Source organism: Desulfoscipio sp. XC116, assembly GCF_039851975.1.
Taxonomy (GTDB): Bacteria; Bacillota; Desulfotomaculia; order Desulfotomaculales; family Desulfallaceae; genus Sporotomaculum.
Map to the genome: position 1 here is coordinate 1,519,313 of NZ_CP156660.1, position 19,199 is coordinate 1,538,511.

14 protein-coding genes are annotated in these 19,199 nt (G+C 43.8%); 13 read left to right on the forward strand and 1 reads right to left on the reverse strand.

The annotated features are described in order from the left end of the window. Positions 1–214: 214 nt before the first annotated feature. The 11 genes from ABDB91_RS07215 to ABDB91_RS07265 all read left to right on the forward strand — a co-directional run bounded on the left by ABDB91_RS07215 (position 215) and on the right by ABDB91_RS07265 (position 15,968). Positions 215–1,354, forward strand: coding sequence for an acyl-CoA dehydrogenase (locus ABDB91_RS07215; protein WP_347490942.1), 1,140 nt, complete (start codon positions 215–217; stop codon positions 1,352–1,354). 338 nt (positions 1,355–1,692) lie between these two features. Then, positions 1,693–3,372 (forward strand): AMP-binding protein, encoded by a 1,680-nt coding sequence (locus tag ABDB91_RS07220; RefSeq protein ID WP_347490943.1) that lies wholly within the window; start codon positions 1,693–1,695, stop codon positions 3,370–3,372. Positions 3,373–3,712: 340 nt separating this feature from the next. After that, positions 3,713–5,350, forward strand: coding sequence for an AMP-binding protein (locus ABDB91_RS07225; RefSeq protein WP_347490944.1), 1,638 nt, complete (start codon positions 3,713–3,715; stop codon positions 5,348–5,350). 488 nt (positions 5,351–5,838) lie between these two features. Continuing rightward, positions 5,839–6,978, forward strand: coding sequence for an acyl-CoA dehydrogenase (locus tag ABDB91_RS07230; RefSeq protein ID WP_347490945.1), 1,140 nt, complete (start codon positions 5,839–5,841; stop codon positions 6,976–6,978). 526 nt (positions 6,979–7,504) lie between these two features. After that, positions 7,505–8,275, forward strand: coding sequence for an electron transfer flavoprotein subunit beta/FixA family protein (locus tag ABDB91_RS07235; protein ID WP_347490946.1), 771 nt, complete (start codon positions 7,505–7,507; stop codon positions 8,273–8,275). 36 nt (positions 8,276–8,311) lie between these two features. Further along, the gene (locus tag ABDB91_RS07240; protein WP_347490947.1) at positions 8,312–9,286 is read left to right on the forward strand and encodes an electron transfer flavoprotein subunit alpha/FixB family protein; all 975 of its coding nucleotides are present in this window, start codon (positions 8,312–8,314) and stop codon (positions 9,284–9,286) included. Between the two features lie 148 nt (positions 9,287–9,434). Beyond that, positions 9,435–11,450, forward strand: a complete 2,016-nt coding sequence (locus ABDB91_RS07245; protein WP_347490949.1) for a heterodisulfide reductase-related iron-sulfur binding cluster — start codon at positions 9,435–9,437, stop codon at positions 11,448–11,450. A 154-nt stretch (positions 11,451–11,604) separates the two neighbouring features. Beyond that, positions 11,605–12,786, forward strand: coding sequence for an acetyl-CoA C-acetyltransferase (locus ABDB91_RS07250; RefSeq protein ID WP_347490950.1), 1,182 nt, complete (start codon positions 11,605–11,607; stop codon positions 12,784–12,786). 75 nt (positions 12,787–12,861) lie between these two features. Then, complete coding sequence (locus ABDB91_RS07255; protein WP_347491551.1) at positions 12,862–13,710, forward strand: 3-hydroxybutyryl-CoA dehydrogenase; 849 nt, start codon at positions 12,862–12,864, stop codon at positions 13,708–13,710. A gap of 25 nt (positions 13,711–13,735) precedes the next feature. Continuing rightward, positions 13,736–14,518, forward strand: a complete 783-nt coding sequence (locus tag ABDB91_RS07260; RefSeq protein ID WP_347490951.1) for an enoyl-CoA hydratase-related protein — start codon at positions 13,736–13,738, stop codon at positions 14,516–14,518. Between the two features lie 1,120 nt (positions 14,519–15,638). Beyond that, a complete protein-coding gene (locus ABDB91_RS07265) occupies positions 15,639–15,968 on the forward strand; it encodes a hypothetical protein (RefSeq protein ID WP_347490952.1) in 330 nt (109 codons plus the stop codon). Positions 15,969–16,354: 386 nt separating this feature from the next. Here the strand turns inward: ABDB91_RS07265 and ABDB91_RS07270 are convergent, their stop codons facing one another. Further along, complete coding sequence (locus ABDB91_RS07270; RefSeq protein WP_347490953.1) at positions 16,355–17,860, reverse strand: catalase; 1,506 nt, start codon at positions 17,858–17,860, stop codon at positions 16,355–16,357. Between the two features lie 272 nt (positions 17,861–18,132). Here ABDB91_RS07270 and ABDB91_RS07275 point away from each other — a divergent pair, with 272 nt between their 5' ends. Beyond that, the gene (locus ABDB91_RS07275) at positions 18,133–18,627 is read left to right on the forward strand and encodes an aminoglycoside adenylyltransferase (RefSeq protein ID WP_347490954.1); all 495 of its coding nucleotides are present in this window, start codon (positions 18,133–18,135) and stop codon (positions 18,625–18,627) included. Positions 18,628–18,702: 75 nt separating this feature from the next. Beyond that, positions 18,703–19,122 carry a VOC family protein gene (locus tag ABDB91_RS07280; RefSeq protein WP_347490955.1) on the forward strand — a complete coding sequence of 140 codons (420 nt, stop codon included), beginning with the start codon at positions 18,703–18,705 and terminating at the stop codon, positions 19,120–19,122. Positions 19,123–19,199: the final 77 nt, after the last annotated feature.

A 19,199-nucleotide genomic window follows, 5' to 3' on the forward strand; every position in this document is an offset into this window, starting at 1 on the left:
TCTTTTTTATTGTTAACAACCCGGTAATAATTGCGTAAAAGGTGGTTTACAACATATCTTTATAAATAGTGTTAATTTAAAGGCAAAATGCCGTTGGGGCCGGTAAAAATGCTTTTCGGTTATGATATTTAACCATTGAGGGTGTGATGTTTCCCAGTTGCCTGAATTTTGCGAATTCATAAAATTCAAACAAATGGCATGAGGAGGCGTTATTATGGATTTTAGCTTAACCCGGGATCAAAAAATGATCAGGGATGTGGTATATGAGTTTGCTCAGCAGGAAATAGCCCCCAAAGCAGCGAATATTGATAAAAGCGGTCAGTTTCCTGTGGATATCGTTCAAAAATTAGCCGAAATGGATCTTATGGGCCTGCCGTTCCCTGAACAATACGGTGGGGCTGGTGCCGACTATATTAGTTATTGTCTTGCCCTGGAGGAAATCACCAGAGCGTGCGCGTCGACAGGGTTGACTTATGAGGCTCATATCTCTCTTGGTTGTGCGCCCATATATTTATTTGGCAGTGAAGAGCAAAAAAGGAAATACTTAAGCATGTTGTGCAGCGGGGAAAGCATAGGGTCATTCGGGCTTACCGAGCCCGAGGCCGGAACGGATGCCGGCGGTACTAAAACAACTGCGACGCTGAATGGTGATGAATGGGTGATTAATGGCAGTAAATGCTTTATTACCAATGCCGGCTACGCCAAATTTGTTACAATAACGGCGGTGACTGATAAAAGCAAAGGTAAGCGGGGAATTAGTGCTATAATAGTCCCCACTGATACACCCGGTTTCACTGTCAGAGCCGGTTATGAAAAGATGGGACTGCATGGGTCTAATACTACCGAATTATTTTTTGATGATGTGCGCGTGCCCAAAGAGAATTTGGTGGGTAAAGAGAATGGTGGTTTTAAGCAGTTTCTCCAGGTATTAGATGGAGGGCGTATTGCCATTGGCGCAATGGCTGTGGGAATCACCCAGGCTTGCCTGGATGCATCCCTAAAATATGCTCGGGAAAGGGTACAGTTTGGTCAGAGTATTTCAAAATTTCAAGCAATTCAGTTTAAATTAGCCGATATAGCGGCCAGTGTTGAGGTGGCACGGCTAACATGCTTGAAGGCGGCCTGGCTTAAGGATAATGGCCTTCCCTGTTCAAAAGAGGCGGCCATAGCCAAACTTTATGCATCGGAGGCGGCCACCAAAGCTGCTTTAGAGGCCATTCAAATTCATGGTGGTTATGGTTATATGAAGGAGTTCCCCGTGGAGAGGTATTTAAGAGATGCTAAACTACTCGAAATTGGTGAAGGCACTTCTGAAGTGCAGCGTATGGTTATAGCCCGGTTGCTGGGTTGTTGAATTTTTACACATTCTCTTTATTAAATAAATTATGTAATATTTGAGGCTTATTCATATAGCATTTATCATTTACAGCAACACAAAAGCGCGGGGCTTCTGTGTTGCTCTCTATCTTCAACTTATTTTTGATATGTACGGTGGAAAAAATGAGGATATATTAAAAGCTTGGTATATATTTATTTAAGTTTAAGTAAAAACGAGCGGGGGGGGGATTGTAATGATTGCATAATTCAGAATATTAAAAAGTGACAGAAAACTTGTGCGTTGTCTAGCGGCTTATCAATTTACTATATAACTAATTTTGAAGGTATAATTTTTATAAAGGGAGGCTTTTCTGAATGAATGCACCCCAGTTTGAAATTGGTAAAGTTACCATCGGGCAGCTGGTCGATTTAATGGCTGCTGAACTTGGTGATAATCTTGCCCTGGTATATCATGAACGGGGTATTCGATATAATTATCGGGAGTTCAGGGATATTTGCAATCAGGTTGCCAAAGGGTTTATGGCCATGGGCATACAAAAAGGGGAGAATGTTTCAATTTGGGCTAATAATGTATGTGAATGGGTGCTTGCTCAATTTGGCAGTGCCAAAATGGGCGCCGTTTTAGTTACGGTTAATACCAATTATCGCTCTTTTGAATTGGAATATCTATTAAAACAATCCGATTCAACCACTGTTATACTTGTGCATGGAGTTAGACAACAAAATGAGTATGTAAACATCATGTATGAATTATGTCCCGAGTTGAAACAATGCGCGCCTGGACAGTTAAACAGTGCCCGGTTGCCCAAGTTGAAAAATGTTATTTATATCGGAGATAATAAAATGCCCGGTATGTATAATTGGTCCGACCTTTATGAATTGGGCAGGCAAGTTACCGATGAAGAGCTTAAAGCCCGGGAGTCTTCGCTGCATCCGGATGATGTAATTAACATGCAATATACCTCGGGCACCACCGGCTTTCCCAAGGGGGTTATGCTTACCCACACAAATATCTCCGGCAACGCTTTCAGTATGGCGGAATGTATGAAGCTTACCCCGGATGATTGCTTGTGTATTCCGGTGCCCTTATTTCATTGTTTTGGTTGTGTAATAGGCACCATGTGTTGTGTGGTTACCGGTGGCGCTATGGCCCCGGTGGAGTCATTTAATGCTAAAAAAGTATTGGAAACTGTTGAGGTAAACAGGTGCACGGCAGTGCACGGTGTACCCACCATGTTCATAGCCGAATTGGAAGAGATGGAAAAGAATAAGTACGACACATCCTCCCTGCGTACCGGTGCTATGGCCGGCGCCCCCTGTCCCATTGAAGTTATGAAGTCCGTGGTAAATAAAATGGGAGCCAGTGAAATATGCATTACCTACGGACAAACCGAAGCATCTCCCGGTATTACCAATACTAGAACTACTGACCCCATTGAACTGCGGGTTAGTACGGTGGGTAGGGCGCTGCCCAATGTGGAAGTCAAGATTGTCAACCCGGAAACCGGCGAAGAAGTGCCGCATGGGGTACAAGGTGAACTTTGTACCAGGGGTTACCACGTTATGAAAGGGTATTATAATATGCCCGAGGCCACCGCTCAGGCTGTGGATATTGAAGGATGGCTGCATACCGGTGACCTGGCGGTCATGGACGAAAACAGTTACTGCAAAATAACGGGCAGATTAAAAGACATGATTATTCGTGGCGGCGAAAATATTTACCCGCGAGAAATAGAAGAATTTTTATACACTAATCCTAAGATTAAGGATATTCAGGTAGTAGGGGTGCCAAGCCGGAAGTATGGTGAAGAGGTGGTGGCGTTTATCCAGCTGAAGCCGGGTGAAACAGCAGATGAAGCGGAAATAAAGCAATTTTGCGGCGGCAAAATTGCTCGTCATAAAATACCTGCGTTTATTATATTTATAGATGAATATCCCACTACGGCCAGCGGTAAGATCCAAAAATACAAATTAAGAGAAACGGCAACCGGTATATTGGGCAGGGAAGAGGATGCGAATATAGAAACCGCATAAACAGACCTGCTCATCGGGTTATTAGTGTGTGTATTAAAAACATATTAACCGGTGTTTACACAAAGCGATAAACAAACATTATTTGCAATGCGCCTTGATGTTTATTGCATGATTAATCAGTGTCTTTATTCGTTGACGGATGCTTTTCTCAAAGGATGATCAATATCAGCTGTTAACCTTTTGTTGAAGGCCTTTAAGGATTAAATATAAGCCGTTAAGGTTATTTGTCAGAAAAGTGGCTAATTTTTTGCAATAGACAATAGTAGGAAAAGTGCGAGAACGGCATGGCATTTTTCCTGGCAACAACAAGCATAGTATTATAGCAAAGAAGGGGGATTTTATGAGTCAGACACATAATATGGTTGACTACGAAAAAACATACGCTGAATTTAAGTGGGAAGTGCCGGAATACTATAACTTCGCCAGGGACGTGCTGGATAAGTGGGCCGAAGATCCGGAAAAATTGGCCATCTGGTGGGTGGATGATAATGATAACGAGGTAAAGAAAACTTTTGCGGAGCTGTGCCGGAGATCCAGGCAATTGTGTAATGTTCTTGCCGGGCAGGGTGTTAAAAAGGATGATGTTGTCGTAGTAATAATGCCCAGGTTGCTTGAGTGGTGGGAAATAAACATTGCTTGTTTACGGATGGGTGCTGTTATTAGTCCCGGTACCACTCAATTAACCCCCAAAGATTTAAAATACCGTTTTGATTCCGCTGAAGCTGTCTGCGTAATTACTGATACCGATAATGCGCCGAAAGTTGACGAAGTGCGCAGTGATTGCCCTACTGTGAAGAGTTTTATTTTAGTCGGTGGTAAAAAAGAGGGCTGGACTAATTATGAAGACACTGTAAGCAGTGCTGTTGACCAATTTGAAACAGCTAACACCAAAAGTGATGATAACGCCATTTTATACTTTACTTCTGGAACCACCGGGTATCCTAAAATGACTGTGCATACCCATACCAGTTATCCAATGGGCCATATGGTAACGGGAAAATACTGGATGGACTTAACACCAAATGATTTGCATTGGAACTTGTCCGACACGGGTTGGGCCAAGGCAGCCTGGAGTAGTGTATTTGGCCCCTGGAACTGTGGTGCGGCGTTATTCGTACACCATTCCTCAAGGTTTGATGTTAAAAAGACTCTTGCCAATCTGGAAAAATACCCTGTTACTACATTGTGTGGCCCGCCCACGGCTTATCGCATGTTTGTTTTGGAGGACCTTTCCAAATATAATTTTAAAACATTACGCCATGCGTTTGCGGCCGGGGAGCCGTTAAACCCGGAAATTATTGATACCTGGGAAAAATACACTGGTTTACAAATCAGGGACGGTTATGGACAAACTGAAAGCGTATGTTTATCTGCCTCTTTCCTTTGCCTTGAAGTGCGGCCGGGTTCAATGGGTAAGCCAATGCCCGGGTTTGTGGTAGAGGTTATTGATGATGAAGGAAATATTCTTCCTCGAGGTAAAGAAGGGGATCTGGCCGTCAAAGTGAAACCGGTAAGGCCGGTGGGCTTGTTTAAGGAATATTGGAGAAGCCCGGATAAAACTGCCGCATCTCACCGGGGAGACTGGTATACAACGGGTGACCGTGCTATTAAGGATGAAGATGGTTACCTGTGGTTTGTCGGCCGATCAGATGATGTTATCCTTGCTTCCGGTTACCGGATTGGCCCCTTTGAAGTGGAAAGCGCCCTCCTTGAACACCCTGCGGTTGCTGAGTCGGCGGTGGTATCCAGTCCTGACGAAGTACGCGGTGAAGTGGTTAAAGCGTTTGTAATTTTGGTTCCCGGGTATGTCGGTTCGAAGGAACTGGTTAAAGAATTGCAAGATTATGTTAAGAAAGTAACCGCTCCTTATAAATATCCGCGGAAGATTGAGTTTGTGGACAGCCTGCCCAAGACCATCAGCGGTAAAATCAGGCGTATTGAATTGCGTGAAAAAGAATGGGCTACAATTAAAAAATAAAATATGGCATTGAGGACGGGTTAATAGCCCGTCTTTTTTTATCTCAAAGAGTAGAAAATAAAAAAACTATTGACGATTTTTCAAATTTGACATAACTTATTATTAAGTACTGACTGAATGTTCAGTCAGTACTTTGGATGATGGTATTGATTGATGATGGTATTGAATAATGAAAGAGGTGGTAGTCGGGAAGCTTTGTCTATGTGTGTTGACATATAAAGAAACGTGGATAATTATTAGACCATGATTTTACGGATTGCGGGTTTGGCTAAACGCTGTTATGTGTTTTCCTTAATTGAATGGTTAGAACCACTGGCGTTATAGGTTTCCGTATTTTCCGCACTATTCTGCGAAGTAATTAATTGTGGCTGGCTGATATCTAGCTTGGTATGTTTTTTGCATAAATTATGTGTTAAAACGGGGACAACTTATGTTTGCTGAATATGTATTATGAATAATGTCTCCATACCATAAAAGGAGGAATAAGTGTGGAATTTAAACTTAGTGAAGAACAAGAAATGATTCGTAAAACGGTACGGGATTTTGCTGAAAATGAGGTTGCCCCCAAGGCGGGTCCCATGGATGAAGCTGAAGAATATGATTGGAAGCTGTGGGACGATATGGCTGAAATGGGCCTTAGCGGTATCCCGTTCCCCGAGGAGTACGGTGGTGCCGGGATGGATAATCTTTGTTACGCCATTGCTGTTGAGGAGCTTTCCCGGGTATGTGCTTCCACCGGAGTTTTAGTTTCCGCCCACACTTCACTGGGTTCCTGGCCTATATATGCCTTTGGCACTGAAGAACAAAAGCAAAAATTTTTGGTACCGCTGGCCAATGGCGATAAGATTGGAGCTCTGGGTCTGACCGAACCGTCAGCCGGTTCCGATGCCGGGGCCGTAAAGACAACTGCAGTGTTGGATGGTGACGGGTATATACTTAACGGCAGTAAAATTTTTATTACCAACGGCGAAAAAGCGGATATTTATGTAGTTATTGCCAGCACTGATAAATCAAAAGGCAGTAAGGGAACATCTGCTTTTGTTGTAGAAAAAGGCACGCCCGGCTTTACTTTTGGTAAAAAGGAACACAAGATGGGTATCAGGGCATCGTCAACATATGAGCTTGTGTTTGAAAATTGCCGTATTCCCAAAGAGAATTTGCTTGGCGGAGAGGGTAAAGGGTTTAAAATAGCTTTAATGACACTTGACGGAGGTCGGATAGGTATTGCTGCTCAAGCTTTAGGCATAGCTCAGGGGGCTTTTGATGAAGCTGTTAAATACAGTAAGATCCGTGAGCAGTTTAATAAGCCGCTCAGTTCATTCCAGGGTCTGCAATGGATGATGGCTGATATGGCCACTCGCATTGATGCGGCAAGGTTGTTGGTATACCGGGCTGCTTATCTTAAAGATAACGGACTGCCGTTTAGCAAGGAATCGGCTATGGCCAAGTTATATGCTTCTGAATGCGCTATGTGGGTGACTACTAAGGCGGTGCAAATTTTGGGCGGGTATGGTTATACCCGGGAATATCCTGTGGAACGCATGATGCGTGACGCTAAGATTACTGAGATTTATGAAGGCACAAGTGAGGTGCAGCGCATAGTCATTGCGGCCAATATTTTAAAATAAGATGTGCTACCGGTTTTTACTATAGAAAAAAATGTACCTTGCTATTTTGGGGGCGGCGAAGTCGCCCATTCTTATTGAATAGTGTTTTATTTGATGAAACCGGATTTTACTTGTTGTAATAAGTTAAGAAGTAATATTTATGAAGGCAAAGCTGTGATACAGCTGCTATTAGTATTTTAAATAGTAAATATTTTTAAAAATTATAACAAGGTTTCAAAGAAAAAAAGGATTTCTGACATTAATACCGAAATGGTAACTACTGATGGCATGTATCCCAGAGTTAACATTGATAACATGTAACCTGCCACGGTAATTGGTGAAGTATGTCAAGCTATCTCTCGTAAGCATTCCGAATAATTACACTATTAAAGAGCTTTGGGGCTTGTACAGAATTCACTTATTAATTGTGGTAAGATTAATGGGTTAATTGGCCATTTTTGCCATCATCCACCCAAATTTTGGCCCGATTCATGTGGGGCCTGTATATTAAGTTTAGTTTAATCTTAATCAGCAAAGGAGGAAGCGTATGAAAATCCTAGTTTGCCTGAAGCAAACCTTCGACACGGAAGCAAAAATCAGTCTGGACAGTAACGGCAAAATAGAGCGTAAAGGGGTTAGTATGATCATGAACCCCTACGATGAGTTTGCTGTGGAAGAAGCCCTGCGCATTAAGGAAAAGGGCGAGGGTGAGGTTACAGTGATCAGTGTTGGTGGTCAACAAACTCAGGATGCGTTAAGACAGGCTTTGGCCATGGGCGCTGACAAGGCTGCGCTGGTTGATGCCGGTGATGTGGAACTTGACGAGTATTCCACTGCCACCATTTTGGCTAAAGCGATCGGCGGCATGGAATATGATGTTATTCTCGGTGGCTTCAGGGCTATTGACGACGGTTCAGCGCAGGTATCCGGAAGAGTGGCGGAAATTCTAAACATTCCGGTAGTAAATGTAGTTACCAAATTGGAAATCGATGGTGGCAAAGCTTTAGCTACCCGCGAAATTGAAGGTGGAAGTGAAGTAGTGGAAGTATCACTGCCGGCAGTTTTCACCGCCCAGAAAGGTTTGAATGAGCCCCGTTATCCTTCTATGAAGGGTATTATGAAAGCCAAGAAAAAGCCTATGCAGAAAATGACTCTGGCAGATGCCGGTTTGGATGACAGCCAGATTGCCCCCAAGGTAAAGGCAATTTCCTTCTCGCTGCCGGAAGCGCGTCAAGCTGGTAAAATTATTCCGGGCGAAGCAGCTGAAGCTGCCGCTGAACTTGCCAAGCTGTTGCGCGAAGAAGCAAAAGTTATCTAGTTAAATAGCATATTTTTTGAAGGAGGGAAATAGTAAATGGCGAAAGGAATTTGGGTTTTTGCCGAACAGCTTGGAGGACAGGTTAAAAAAGTTTCTTTTGAACTATTAAGCGAGGGTCGTAAAGCAGCTGACCAGTTGGGAGAAGAGTTATGTGCGGTTTTAGTGGGTAAAGATGTAGCTGGTTTAGCTGAATCTCTTGGCGAATACGGCGCAGATAAAGTATATGTTGCAGACAATGATGCTTTAGAAAATTATACTACTGATGGTTACACCAATGTAGTGGCTGATTTAATTAAGCAATATGAGCCCAGTGCATTTTTACTTGGTTGCACTGTCACCGGCCGCGACTTGGCTGCCCAGGTGGCCCAGCGTCTGCAAACCGGCCTAATGACTGACTGCATCGGCATGGAAATTGCTGACGGACAGCTGGTTTTCTCACGTCCATTGTATGCCGGCAAGATATTTGTCAATGCTGCTTGCTCTGAAGCACGTCCTGCTATGGCTACTATTCGCCCCAACACTTTTGCTGCCGTAGCTAATCCTAAGGCAGCCGAAGTGGTTAAAGTTGATGCCAACGCCGGTGATATCCGTCAGGTCATTAAGGATATCGTGCGTCAGGTTTCGGAACGTCCGGAGCTTACCGAAGCCGATATTATCGTAAGTGGTGGCCGGGGTATGAAAGGTCCTGAGAACTTTAAAATTTTAGAAGAGCTGGCTGACGTACTTGGCGCTGCCGTGGGCGCTTCCAGGGCTGCTGTGGATGCCGGATGGGTGCCCCAGAGTATTCAGGTTGGCCAAACCGGGAAAACGGTTTCTCCCGTACTATACGTTGCATGCGGTATTTCGGGTGCCATTCAGCACTTGGCCGGTATGAGCTCAGCCAAATGTATCGTGGCTATAAACAAGGATGAAGAAGCTAATATTTTCAAAGTTGCCGATTATGGTATTGTTGGTGATCTGTTTGAAGTCGTGCCTATTTTAAAAGAAGAATTAAAGAAAGTACTTGCTTAGTGATTAACATTTACAGCAGAGCGGTATTATCCGCTCTGCTGTAAATTGTCATTTGTTAAATATGGGGCAATTAGGAAAAGAGGCTATGTGTTGACCTAGTGGGCGCCAGCCCGGGAATGCCGAAATAATCGGTGAGGTGAAGGTCAACATGATAACAATTAAAATTATACTTTTTGTACTTTTGCTTATTTTTAGTCTGTATTCGTTTGGTATGGGTATCAGGGAACGTTATGAAGTGCTGGCATTGGCTAAGCCCGAAAACAGGTTTGACCAACCGGGGCAAAGATTATTGGGAGCTTTGGGTATAGTATTGGGGCAGAGAAGAATAATGCGGGAACCCGGCGCGGGTTTTATGCATCTGCTTATTTTTTGGGGCCTGATAGTTTTTTCTCTGGGTATAGTGGGATCTATCTTGGAAGGATTGTTTCCCGGAGTTGTATTGCCGTTTCTGGGGAGTAATCCGTATTTTTACTTACTGATTGATATTTTTGGCTTGATGGCTATTGTGGGCATGCTGATATCTGCTTATCGACGATATATTGCCAAAGAGGAGAGCCTTGGGGTCGGGGGTTGGGCAGAGGAAAAAATTATTGTTGCCTTAATTGCCGGAATTGTTACTCTCGTTATCAGTTATTATATTAGCAGTGGCGCGCATGCTGTATATGCCGGCGCCGATCGTTATGTGCTGGCTCCCATAACAGGTATGCTGGCCGCGTTTTGGAGCGGTATGACATTGTCGGCCAGCCAGATCTTATATGAAGTGTTTTGGTGGTTAAATGTTGTGCTGGCACTTGGTTTGCTTATTTTTTTCCGCTATTCCCACTTGGTGCACCCGCTGGCGGCACCGATAAATATTTATCTTCGCAATTTGCAGCCCCGGGGCGGTTCGATTAAAAGTCTGGACTTGGAAAACGAGGAAGAAGAGAATTTCGGGGTAAGCAAAATTACTGATTACACTTGGAAACAGCTGTTGGATTGTTTTGCTTGCGCCGAGTGCGGGCGCTGCCAGGAAAATTGTCCGGCTTATCTCAGTGGCAAACCGTTATCACCCAAACAATTAATAGCCGATTTGAAAAATAATTTACCCAGTAACCCTAAGTCATTGGGCAAACTAAAAGAGGCTCATGCAACTGCTGAAACAAATGAACAGACTGATTTACCTGAACTGGCCGGTGAAGTGATCAGTGAAGATGTTATTTGGTCCTGTACTACGTGTTATGCTTGTCAGGAACACTGTCCACAATTAAATGAGCATATCAATAAAATAATTGACTTAAGGCGCAACCTGGTACTGGATCGCAGTGAGTTTCCCAATGAAGCCCAGCTGGCTTTTACCAACTTGGAACGCAATTTTAACCCCTGGGGTGTGGGTTGGTCCAATAGAGCCGATTGGGCTGACGAGCTTGATGTGCCGTTAATAGAAGATAATAAGGATGCGGAATACTTGCTTTTTGTGGGCTGCGCCGGTTCATTCGACGATAGGACTAAGAATGTAACTACTTCTTTGGTAAAGATATTAAAAGCTGCCGGCATTAATTTTGCGATATTGGGCAGTGAAGAAAAGTGCTGCGGCGATTCCGCCCGCAGGTTGGGTAATGAATATTTATACCAGTCCCTGGTGGAAGAAAATATTGAGGTGCTTAATGGGTACGGAGTTAAAAAAATCATCACTGCCTGTCCGCACTGTTTTAATACATTGAAAAACGAGTATCCAAGTTTTGGTGGAAACTATGAAGTCATCCATCATACTCAATTAATTAAACGTTTAATTGAAGATAAGAAGCTGAACTTGCAAGGTGAAGGCAGTTCATTAAAACTTACTTATCACGATTCCTGTTATCTTGGTCGGTATAACAATGAATATGATGCACCGCGTCAAATTATCGGATATTTGCCCGGTGTTAACTTGGTGGAAATGGATAGGAACAAAAACCGGGCATTTTGTTGTGGCGCTGGTGGCGGCAGAATGTGGTTGGAAGAACACCTTGGTAACCGGATAAATGTAATGAGAACAGAACAGGCTTTGCAAACCAAACCTGATGTAATAGCGGTTAATTGCCCGTTTTGCCTTACGATGATTGAGGACGGACTTAAAGAACACGACCAGGCGGAGCAAGTGCAGGCCAAAGATATAGCGGAACTTGTGGCACGTTATTTGCAATAACTTATGGTAAATGTTTTGTTTTAAGCCGGCGGGACATTTTCGCCGGCTTAAAGTAAATTAGGCAGTTGTTTATATGACTGCGTGAATGGGTGGCGCTTGGAGGGAAAGCATTTACCCATTTATAATTTTTCAAATTTGAAGGGAGAGAGTTGTTATGCGTGAAGCCGTTATTGTCAGCTCAGTTCGCACAGCGGTAGGTAAATACGGTGGTTCACTGACAGCCATACCTGCTTCGGAAATGGGGGCCCAGGTTATAGCCGAGTCCCTGCGCAGGGCTGGTGTTGAACCTGCTCAGGTGGAAGAAGTAATCATGGGTAATGTTTTGCAGGCGGGATTAGGCCAAAACCCGGCCCGTCAGGCTTCCATCAAGGCAGGGATACCCCATGAAGTGCCGGCCTGGACACTGAACAAGGTATGCGGTTCAGGATTAAAAACAGTAGGTCTGGCCGCACAGCTGATTGCCGCCGGTGAAGCTGATATAATCGTGGCCGGAGGTTTGGAAAACATGTCGGCGGCCCCTTATCTGGTAGAAAAGGGACGCTGGGGTTACCGTATGGGCGATGCTAAACTGGTAGATGCCATGATTAAAGACGGGTTATGGTGTGCATTTAATGATTATCACATGGGCATAACCGCGGAAAATATTGCAGCTAAATATGGTATTACCAGAGAAGAACAGGATGCCTTTGCGCTCGGCAGCCAGCAAAAGGCTATTGCCGCCATTGATGAAGGACGTTTCAAAGATGAAATATTGCCGGTGCAACTGCCTGGGAAAAAAGGTCAGCCTGTATATTTCGATACTGATGAGTTCCCCCGCCGGGGTACTACATTAGAAGGGCTGGCTAAGCTGAGGCCTGCCTTTAAGAAGGATGGCACCGTAACGGCCGGTAACGCTTCCGGTATTAACGATGCCGCGGCTGCCGTGGTGGTTATGTCCGCGGAAAAAGCTGCCGAGCTGGGCATAAAACCGTTATTTACCGTCAGGTCGGCGGCATCCGCCGGGGTTGACCCCGCTTACATGGGGCTGGGGCCGATTCCCTCCAGCAGAAAGGCACTTGCCAAGGCCGGTCTTACCATAGCGGATATGAATTTGATAGAGGCCAACGAAGCATTTGCCGCCCAAGCGTTAGCAGTAACGCGGGAACTGGAAATGCCTGCGGATATAACCAATGTAAACGGCGGCGCCATAGCCCTTGGACACCCCATTGGCTGCAGCGGTACCAGAATATTGATCAGCCTTTTGTATGAAATGAAACGACGGGGCAGCAAATATGGTTTAGCTACATTATGTATTGGTGGCGGGCAGGGCACTGCACTGGTTGTTGAAAATATATAACCGGGCTGTTGGGGATGACGGTTCTTGGTAATAAATAATTAACATTATAAATAATGTGGAGGGGTTAATGTGGATATTAAAAAGATAATGGTTATTGGAGCCGGGCAAATGGGTTCGGGTATTGCCCAGGTATCCGCCGCGGCAGGTCTGGATGTACTTTTAAATGATATCAAAGAAGAATTTGTCAACAAAGGTATGGGCATTATAGAAAAGAATTTAAGTCGTGATGTGAGTAAAGGCCGCTTGGATGAAGCCGGTAAGGAAGCCATACTTAAGCGCTTTAAGCCTTCCACTAGTTTGCAGGACGCCAGTGATGCAGACATAGTGGTGGAAGCGGCCATTGAAAACATGGAGATTAAAGGTAAGATCTTCCGGGATTTGGATGCGATTACACCGGCACATGCTATTTTAGCCACTAATACTTCCTCTTTGCCGATTACTGAAATAGCCGCTGTAACAAAGCGTCCGGAAAAGGTTATCGGCATGCATTTTATGAATCCTGTACCGGTAATGAAGCTTGTGGAAATTATCCGCGGGCTGGCTACCAGTGATGAAACTTTTAACGCGGTAAAAGAACTCAGCGAGCGGATGAACAAGGTGCCTGTGGAAGTGAATGACGCCCCTGGTTTTGTGAGCAACCGGGTGTTAATTCCCATGATTAACGAAGCTGTTTATTGCGTGTATGAAGGGATTGCCACCCCTGAGGCAGTGGATCAGGTTATGAAATTAGGTATGAATCACCCCATGGGACCGCTGGCTCTGGCTGATTTAATCGGCCTTGACACTTGCCTTTATATTATGGAAGTGTTGCATAGCGGTCTTGGCGACAGTAAATATCGCCCCTGCCCGTTGCTGCGTAAATATGTGGCGGCCGGTTGGCTGGGCAGAAAAACCGGACGTGGTTTTTATGTATACGATAAATAATTAAATCACCGGGAGGTTTTTTATAATGGGTTGGAATAATATTTTATTAGAAAAGGAAAACGGCATTGCCGTATTAACAATAAACAGACCTAAAGTACTCAACGCCATTAACGGTGAAACTTTGCAGGAAATTGACGCGGCTATGGAACAGCTGGGTAATGACGATGAAGTACGGGTGATAATTGTTACCGGTGCAGGGGATAAAGCATTTGTGGCCGGTGCCGACATTGCTTTTATGCAAACCCTTAAACCACTCGAAGCTAAAAAATTTGCCCGGCTGGGGCAAAAAGTGTTCAGCAAAATTGAGAATTTGTCCAAGCCGGTGATTGCCGCGATTAACGGCTTTGCTCTGGGCGGCGGCTGTGAGCTTTCCATGTCTTGCGATATTCGTATTGCTGCTGAAAATGCCAAACTTGGCCAACCGGAAGTTAATCTTGGTTTAATTGCCGGTTTTGGTGGAACCCAGAGGTTAACCAGATTGGTTAATCCGGGTATAGCCAAGGAGGTATTATTTACCGCCGATATGTATGACGCCGAGGCTGCACATCGCATGGGACTGGTAAACCATGTTGTGCCGACCGGGGAACTGATGAATTTTTGTAAGAATATGGCCAAGCGTATCGCCGCTCGTGGTCCTGTAGCCGTACAGCTGACCAAGGAAGCGATAAATGAGGGGCTGGAGATGGACCTGGAAAAAGCGTTTGCTCATGAGGCTGATTTATTTGGAGTAGTGTTTGCTACGGAAGATAGGGACGAAGGAATTTCCGCCTTCCTGGGTAAGAAGAAGCCTGAGTTTAAAGGTAGATAAACGACCCTAAAGGACGGCCTGCTAAGTGGCCGTCCTTTTTTGCATATGCGCCCGGTTATAGGGCAGTCTAATGAGTGAAAGTCTCTAGTGCGGGTTGATAGCCCAAGCATATAGCTAAGGGCAAGGGTGTCCTTGGTTGAAGTCAAGCCTCTCCGTTTTGCTCCGACCGCAAAAATACCAGGATATTCCAAGCAGCACAAATCCGATCGAATATTCAATGTGATATATGTCGGGCGCAAGGATTCTTGCCCAAACTGAAATCTCGTAAACGGCGTCAGATATGTTATACCGGCAGTCGTTGAATAATGGATATATTTTCCCAATCACAAACGGAATAATCATTACGAGTACGGCAACCACGCACCGTAACCACCTTTTTTTACCGGCTGTGATGAATGACTCAATGCCGATTACAAAAAACGCCAAGTACATAAAGGTCGGTATTATATTACTGGGCGTGAAGAACTCGTCCCCGAAGAATACCCGCTCATAGAGCGTGTTTATCAGCCCAATCAACATTCCGAAAGCATACAATCGAAGAAGATATTTGCTTTTGCTTCTCGTATGGTGCAGTCCCTGTACCACAGCGAACAAAAAAACAAGGGCGCGGCGATTCGCCCCAAAATCCCCATGGGTTCTCGTAATCCCTGAGGAACAAGCTCAAACCTGGCGAGATGGTCAATAGTCATAAAAACCAACGCGAGTATTTTTATCTGAAAAACAGATAGGCATTTCAACTTGCTCAATATATTCAGATCCATCCTATTAATTTCCTCTCAAGAGAAAATAATTAAGCAACATGAAAAGTGCCTTGTCCTTAGCTTGTGGCCCAATATGTCGATTAATATGGCAATGCTTTTTTAGAATGAGTATTCCGGAGCAAAATCCATCACCTGTCCGGTACATGGAAATCAGCATTCCGGGTTTTGTTAATGGATAGGATAGATATTCTTGAGCGGGATTTCAAAAATAAAAACAATGATATTGTCGTGGACTACTCCTGCCGGGAGATTAAAGCAATAAAGTTATTGGGAAGGAAATTATTTTCCATCCAGAAATCTCATGCGAAGCGGAAGAAGTAATATATAAAACCCGAAAATTTGCAGGGGAGCATTTCATTTTGGGCACCGCCAAGCGATTTTTTACCATTATTCGCATTGATCACAGCGATCCGTCCCGCACTTTTTGTTTCTATGGCATAGCTGCAGAGGAGTATTGGGGAGACCGGACCAATCTGGATGAAAAAATTATTCCCGGCTCCAAGTACGCTATTTTCAAGTACCCTGAGGGCCTGGGGTTAATTTTTCATACGGTATCAAACGATTTAGAAAAGTGGTTTAAAACATCGGGACTTGAATTCAACGATAATGTCGGCATTAATGCGTTTGAGTTATATACTGAAGATTACAAGCAAACGGAGAAATTCTATTTATGCATATCTGTACTATAAAGCAATTACTATAAAAAATGTCAAGATTGTACTCTCCTTCTTGGTTATCATCTAAATATTTCCATCGAAGACGCTACAGTATTATCCTTTGCGAATGATTCGTTTGATGCGGTCTATATTTGCTCAATCAAAAAGGGACCACAAAGTAATGAACAACTGTAGTAAAAATAGCACTGTTCGCCAAGGGTTCACCAGGCTCAAACGGAGCGCACTTAAGGCACGTGGAGAGTGCGTAGTTCTGATGACGAATAGCGGTTCTGAGAGCAAATAAGATGGTAGTTGTGGTTTTTAAACTAAAAAAGGGCTCAAATTAGAGCGAAAAACGCTCGATTTCAGCCTTTTTACAGTGAAAAATATTGATTGCAGAAGAATCAAAGCAATAGGGCTTATCTTCCCACTGTACCTGCATAAAAAAGCATTTGATTTTTGACCATCTCTGCAAGTATAGGGGAAACTTGTTCTAAATGCCGTAAGACGATGCGCTGCGTATTAGGCTGGGCATATACAAGTCCTGACGCAATGTTATTCACAAGGTTCTTTTTCTCTGCTGCAGAAAAGGATTCATACTTCTGAGTCGCTTGTGTAAAATTGTTCGGATTCGGGATTTCGGCACGCATAATTTCACCGGCGACATATCTGCCGTTTCCACTGGATACCGTAGATGCAGGAGACCAGTTTGGCTGTTTGTTGACGGGGATATTACGAAAATCAGGGCCCAGTCTGTGACGCTGTGCATCCGAATAAATAAATGTACGTCCCTGCAGTACCTTGTCATCTGAAAATTCCAGACCGGGAAGTAAATTCGCCGGAGCAAAGGCTAATTTTTCTACCTGCTCAGCATAATTCTCCGGATTGCGGTTTAAAACCATACGCCCAACAGGTAAAAGGGGATATTGGGCTTCATCCCATACCTTGGTATCATCCAAAGGATCAAAGGGCAGTAGCTTTGCATCTTCAGGATCCATCAGCTGCACACACAGTTGGTATTCCACGGCCTTTCCTTTTGCTATACTGTCATACAGGTCACGTCCGGCAATATCAGGGTCTTGGCATGCCAGCCTTTGAGCCTCCTGCTGGTTAATGTATTCCGCCCCTGCCATGGGGAGCCAGTGGTATTTCACATAGTGGCGAACACCCTGCGCATTTCGCCAGACATAGGTACTCACACTATATCCTTTGATATGGCGAAAACTCTTTACCGTTCCCAAATCTGAGAAAAGCCATATCAGCATATTTGTTGCTTCGGGGTACTTGGCAAACAGACTCCAAAGTAGTTCCGGATAAGTCAGGTTATTCACGGGCGAAGGCGAAAGATGGCTGATTACATCCGGTACACGAATTGCATCACGTACAAAAAAGACAGCGATATGATTGCAGAGCAGATCGAAGATTCCCTCATTGGTATAAAACCTGGTGCTGAATCCCCGCACATTTCTGGAAGTGTCCGGCGTTCCCAGATTGCTTGCAGCAAGAGAGAAACGCACCGCCACCGGCACCTGTTGATTGGGCGTTTGCAAAAATCCGGCTTTGGTATATTGCTTCATTGAGTGAGTGGTACAGAAATATCCGAAAGCACCATATCCTTTTGTATGAATACGTCTTGGTAGTGTGGTGGAGAATACAAAGGTTTCCAAGGTTTCATGTAGAACGGTATCCTGCACAAGGACAGGACCCCGAACACCCACCGTCTGGGAATGGGATACATCCGATTTCCCTGTTTTTTCGTTCATTATGTTTGAGCCGGGTGCCGGGGCAGTCATCGGTTTACTGTTCTTATAATCATTTGGAAAAGGCGATTGAGATTGATTGCAATTGATCTGTTCGTTTTGCTTGCCTGTCGTACACGGGGTATTTTCTTTCTCTGATTGAAACTGTTCGTTATTGTTGGACATTTATAATCCCTCCGAGCGTGTCAAAAACACGAAAATAATATAATACAATGTATTCATAATTTTTAAAAGCAATACCATTGTACCTACATGCTCTGATTTTTCACAAACCGGCACATCAGATGTGTAGCCAGGCGCTGCGATCATTAGAATTACAAGTACAAGGCATGTGGAGTGCGGATTAGATGTTTTTTCTGTGAGAGTAGGTTGGATGTTATAATAAAAATGAGCTGTTTTTGCCATGATAAGTCGGGATTTGAGAAAGGGAGTTTTTTGTGAACAAAAAGGAAATAACAAGTAAAGAAAATTTAATTGAGGTTTTAAATTTGTTAGAAGATTTAAATATAAAATATTGGGTTGATGGGGGATGGGGAGTTGATATCCTGACCGGAAAACAAAACAGGGATCATAGAGATATTGACATTGATTTCGATAATGAATCCGAGGAGGTTCTATTGGAGGCATTAAAAGATAAGGGATATAAAATCACGACTGATTGGAGTCCTTCACGTATTGAACTGCATCACCCGGAACTTGGTTATTTAGATATACATCCCTTGATAATCAATCAAGACGGAAGTGCTAAGCAGGCTTCTCCAGATGGTGGTTGGTATCATTTCGAACCAAAATGGTTTTCTTGTTCATTATTTGAGGGTAGAGTTATACCATGTATTTCTGCAGAAGCTCAAAAACTATTTCATAGTGGATATGAATTGAGAGAAGTCGACAGGATTGATATTAAAAATTTAGAATGTCATTTTCCTGAATAGTGTTTGTAAGCAACCATTTCTTTACCAAAGTTAAAAAAACAATAATTTAAGTTAATGAATAAAAGGAGATCGTGTATGATTACACCATATCTTATATTTAATGGTAACTGCAAAGAGGCTTTGGATTTTTATCAGAAGGCGTTTGAAAGCAAAATTGGCATGTCAATGCCATACGGCGAATATGTTCCCAGTGGTGTTGAGAAACTGCCATCGGATTTAAGTGTTTGGGTTTTACATGCTGAAATGCAAATCTGTGGAACAACTTTTTGGTTTGCCGATGAAGTTGGGATTTTGACAAAGGGGAATGTAGTCAGACTAACTGCAACTGTACCCACAAATGGAGAAGCACAGAAAATATTTGATTGGCTGAAAGAAAACGGTGAGATTACGCTTCCGCCGACTGAGACATTTTACAGTACATTCCACGCTGCCTTGACTGATAAATTCGGCATCCCTTGGAACATTGTAGCGGAAGAAGCACCCCATCATAAATAGCGAGGAGTTCGATAAAATGCAATCGAATAATAGCTCCATGCTTACGACTGATGAAGAGCTGCAAAGAACACAATTGG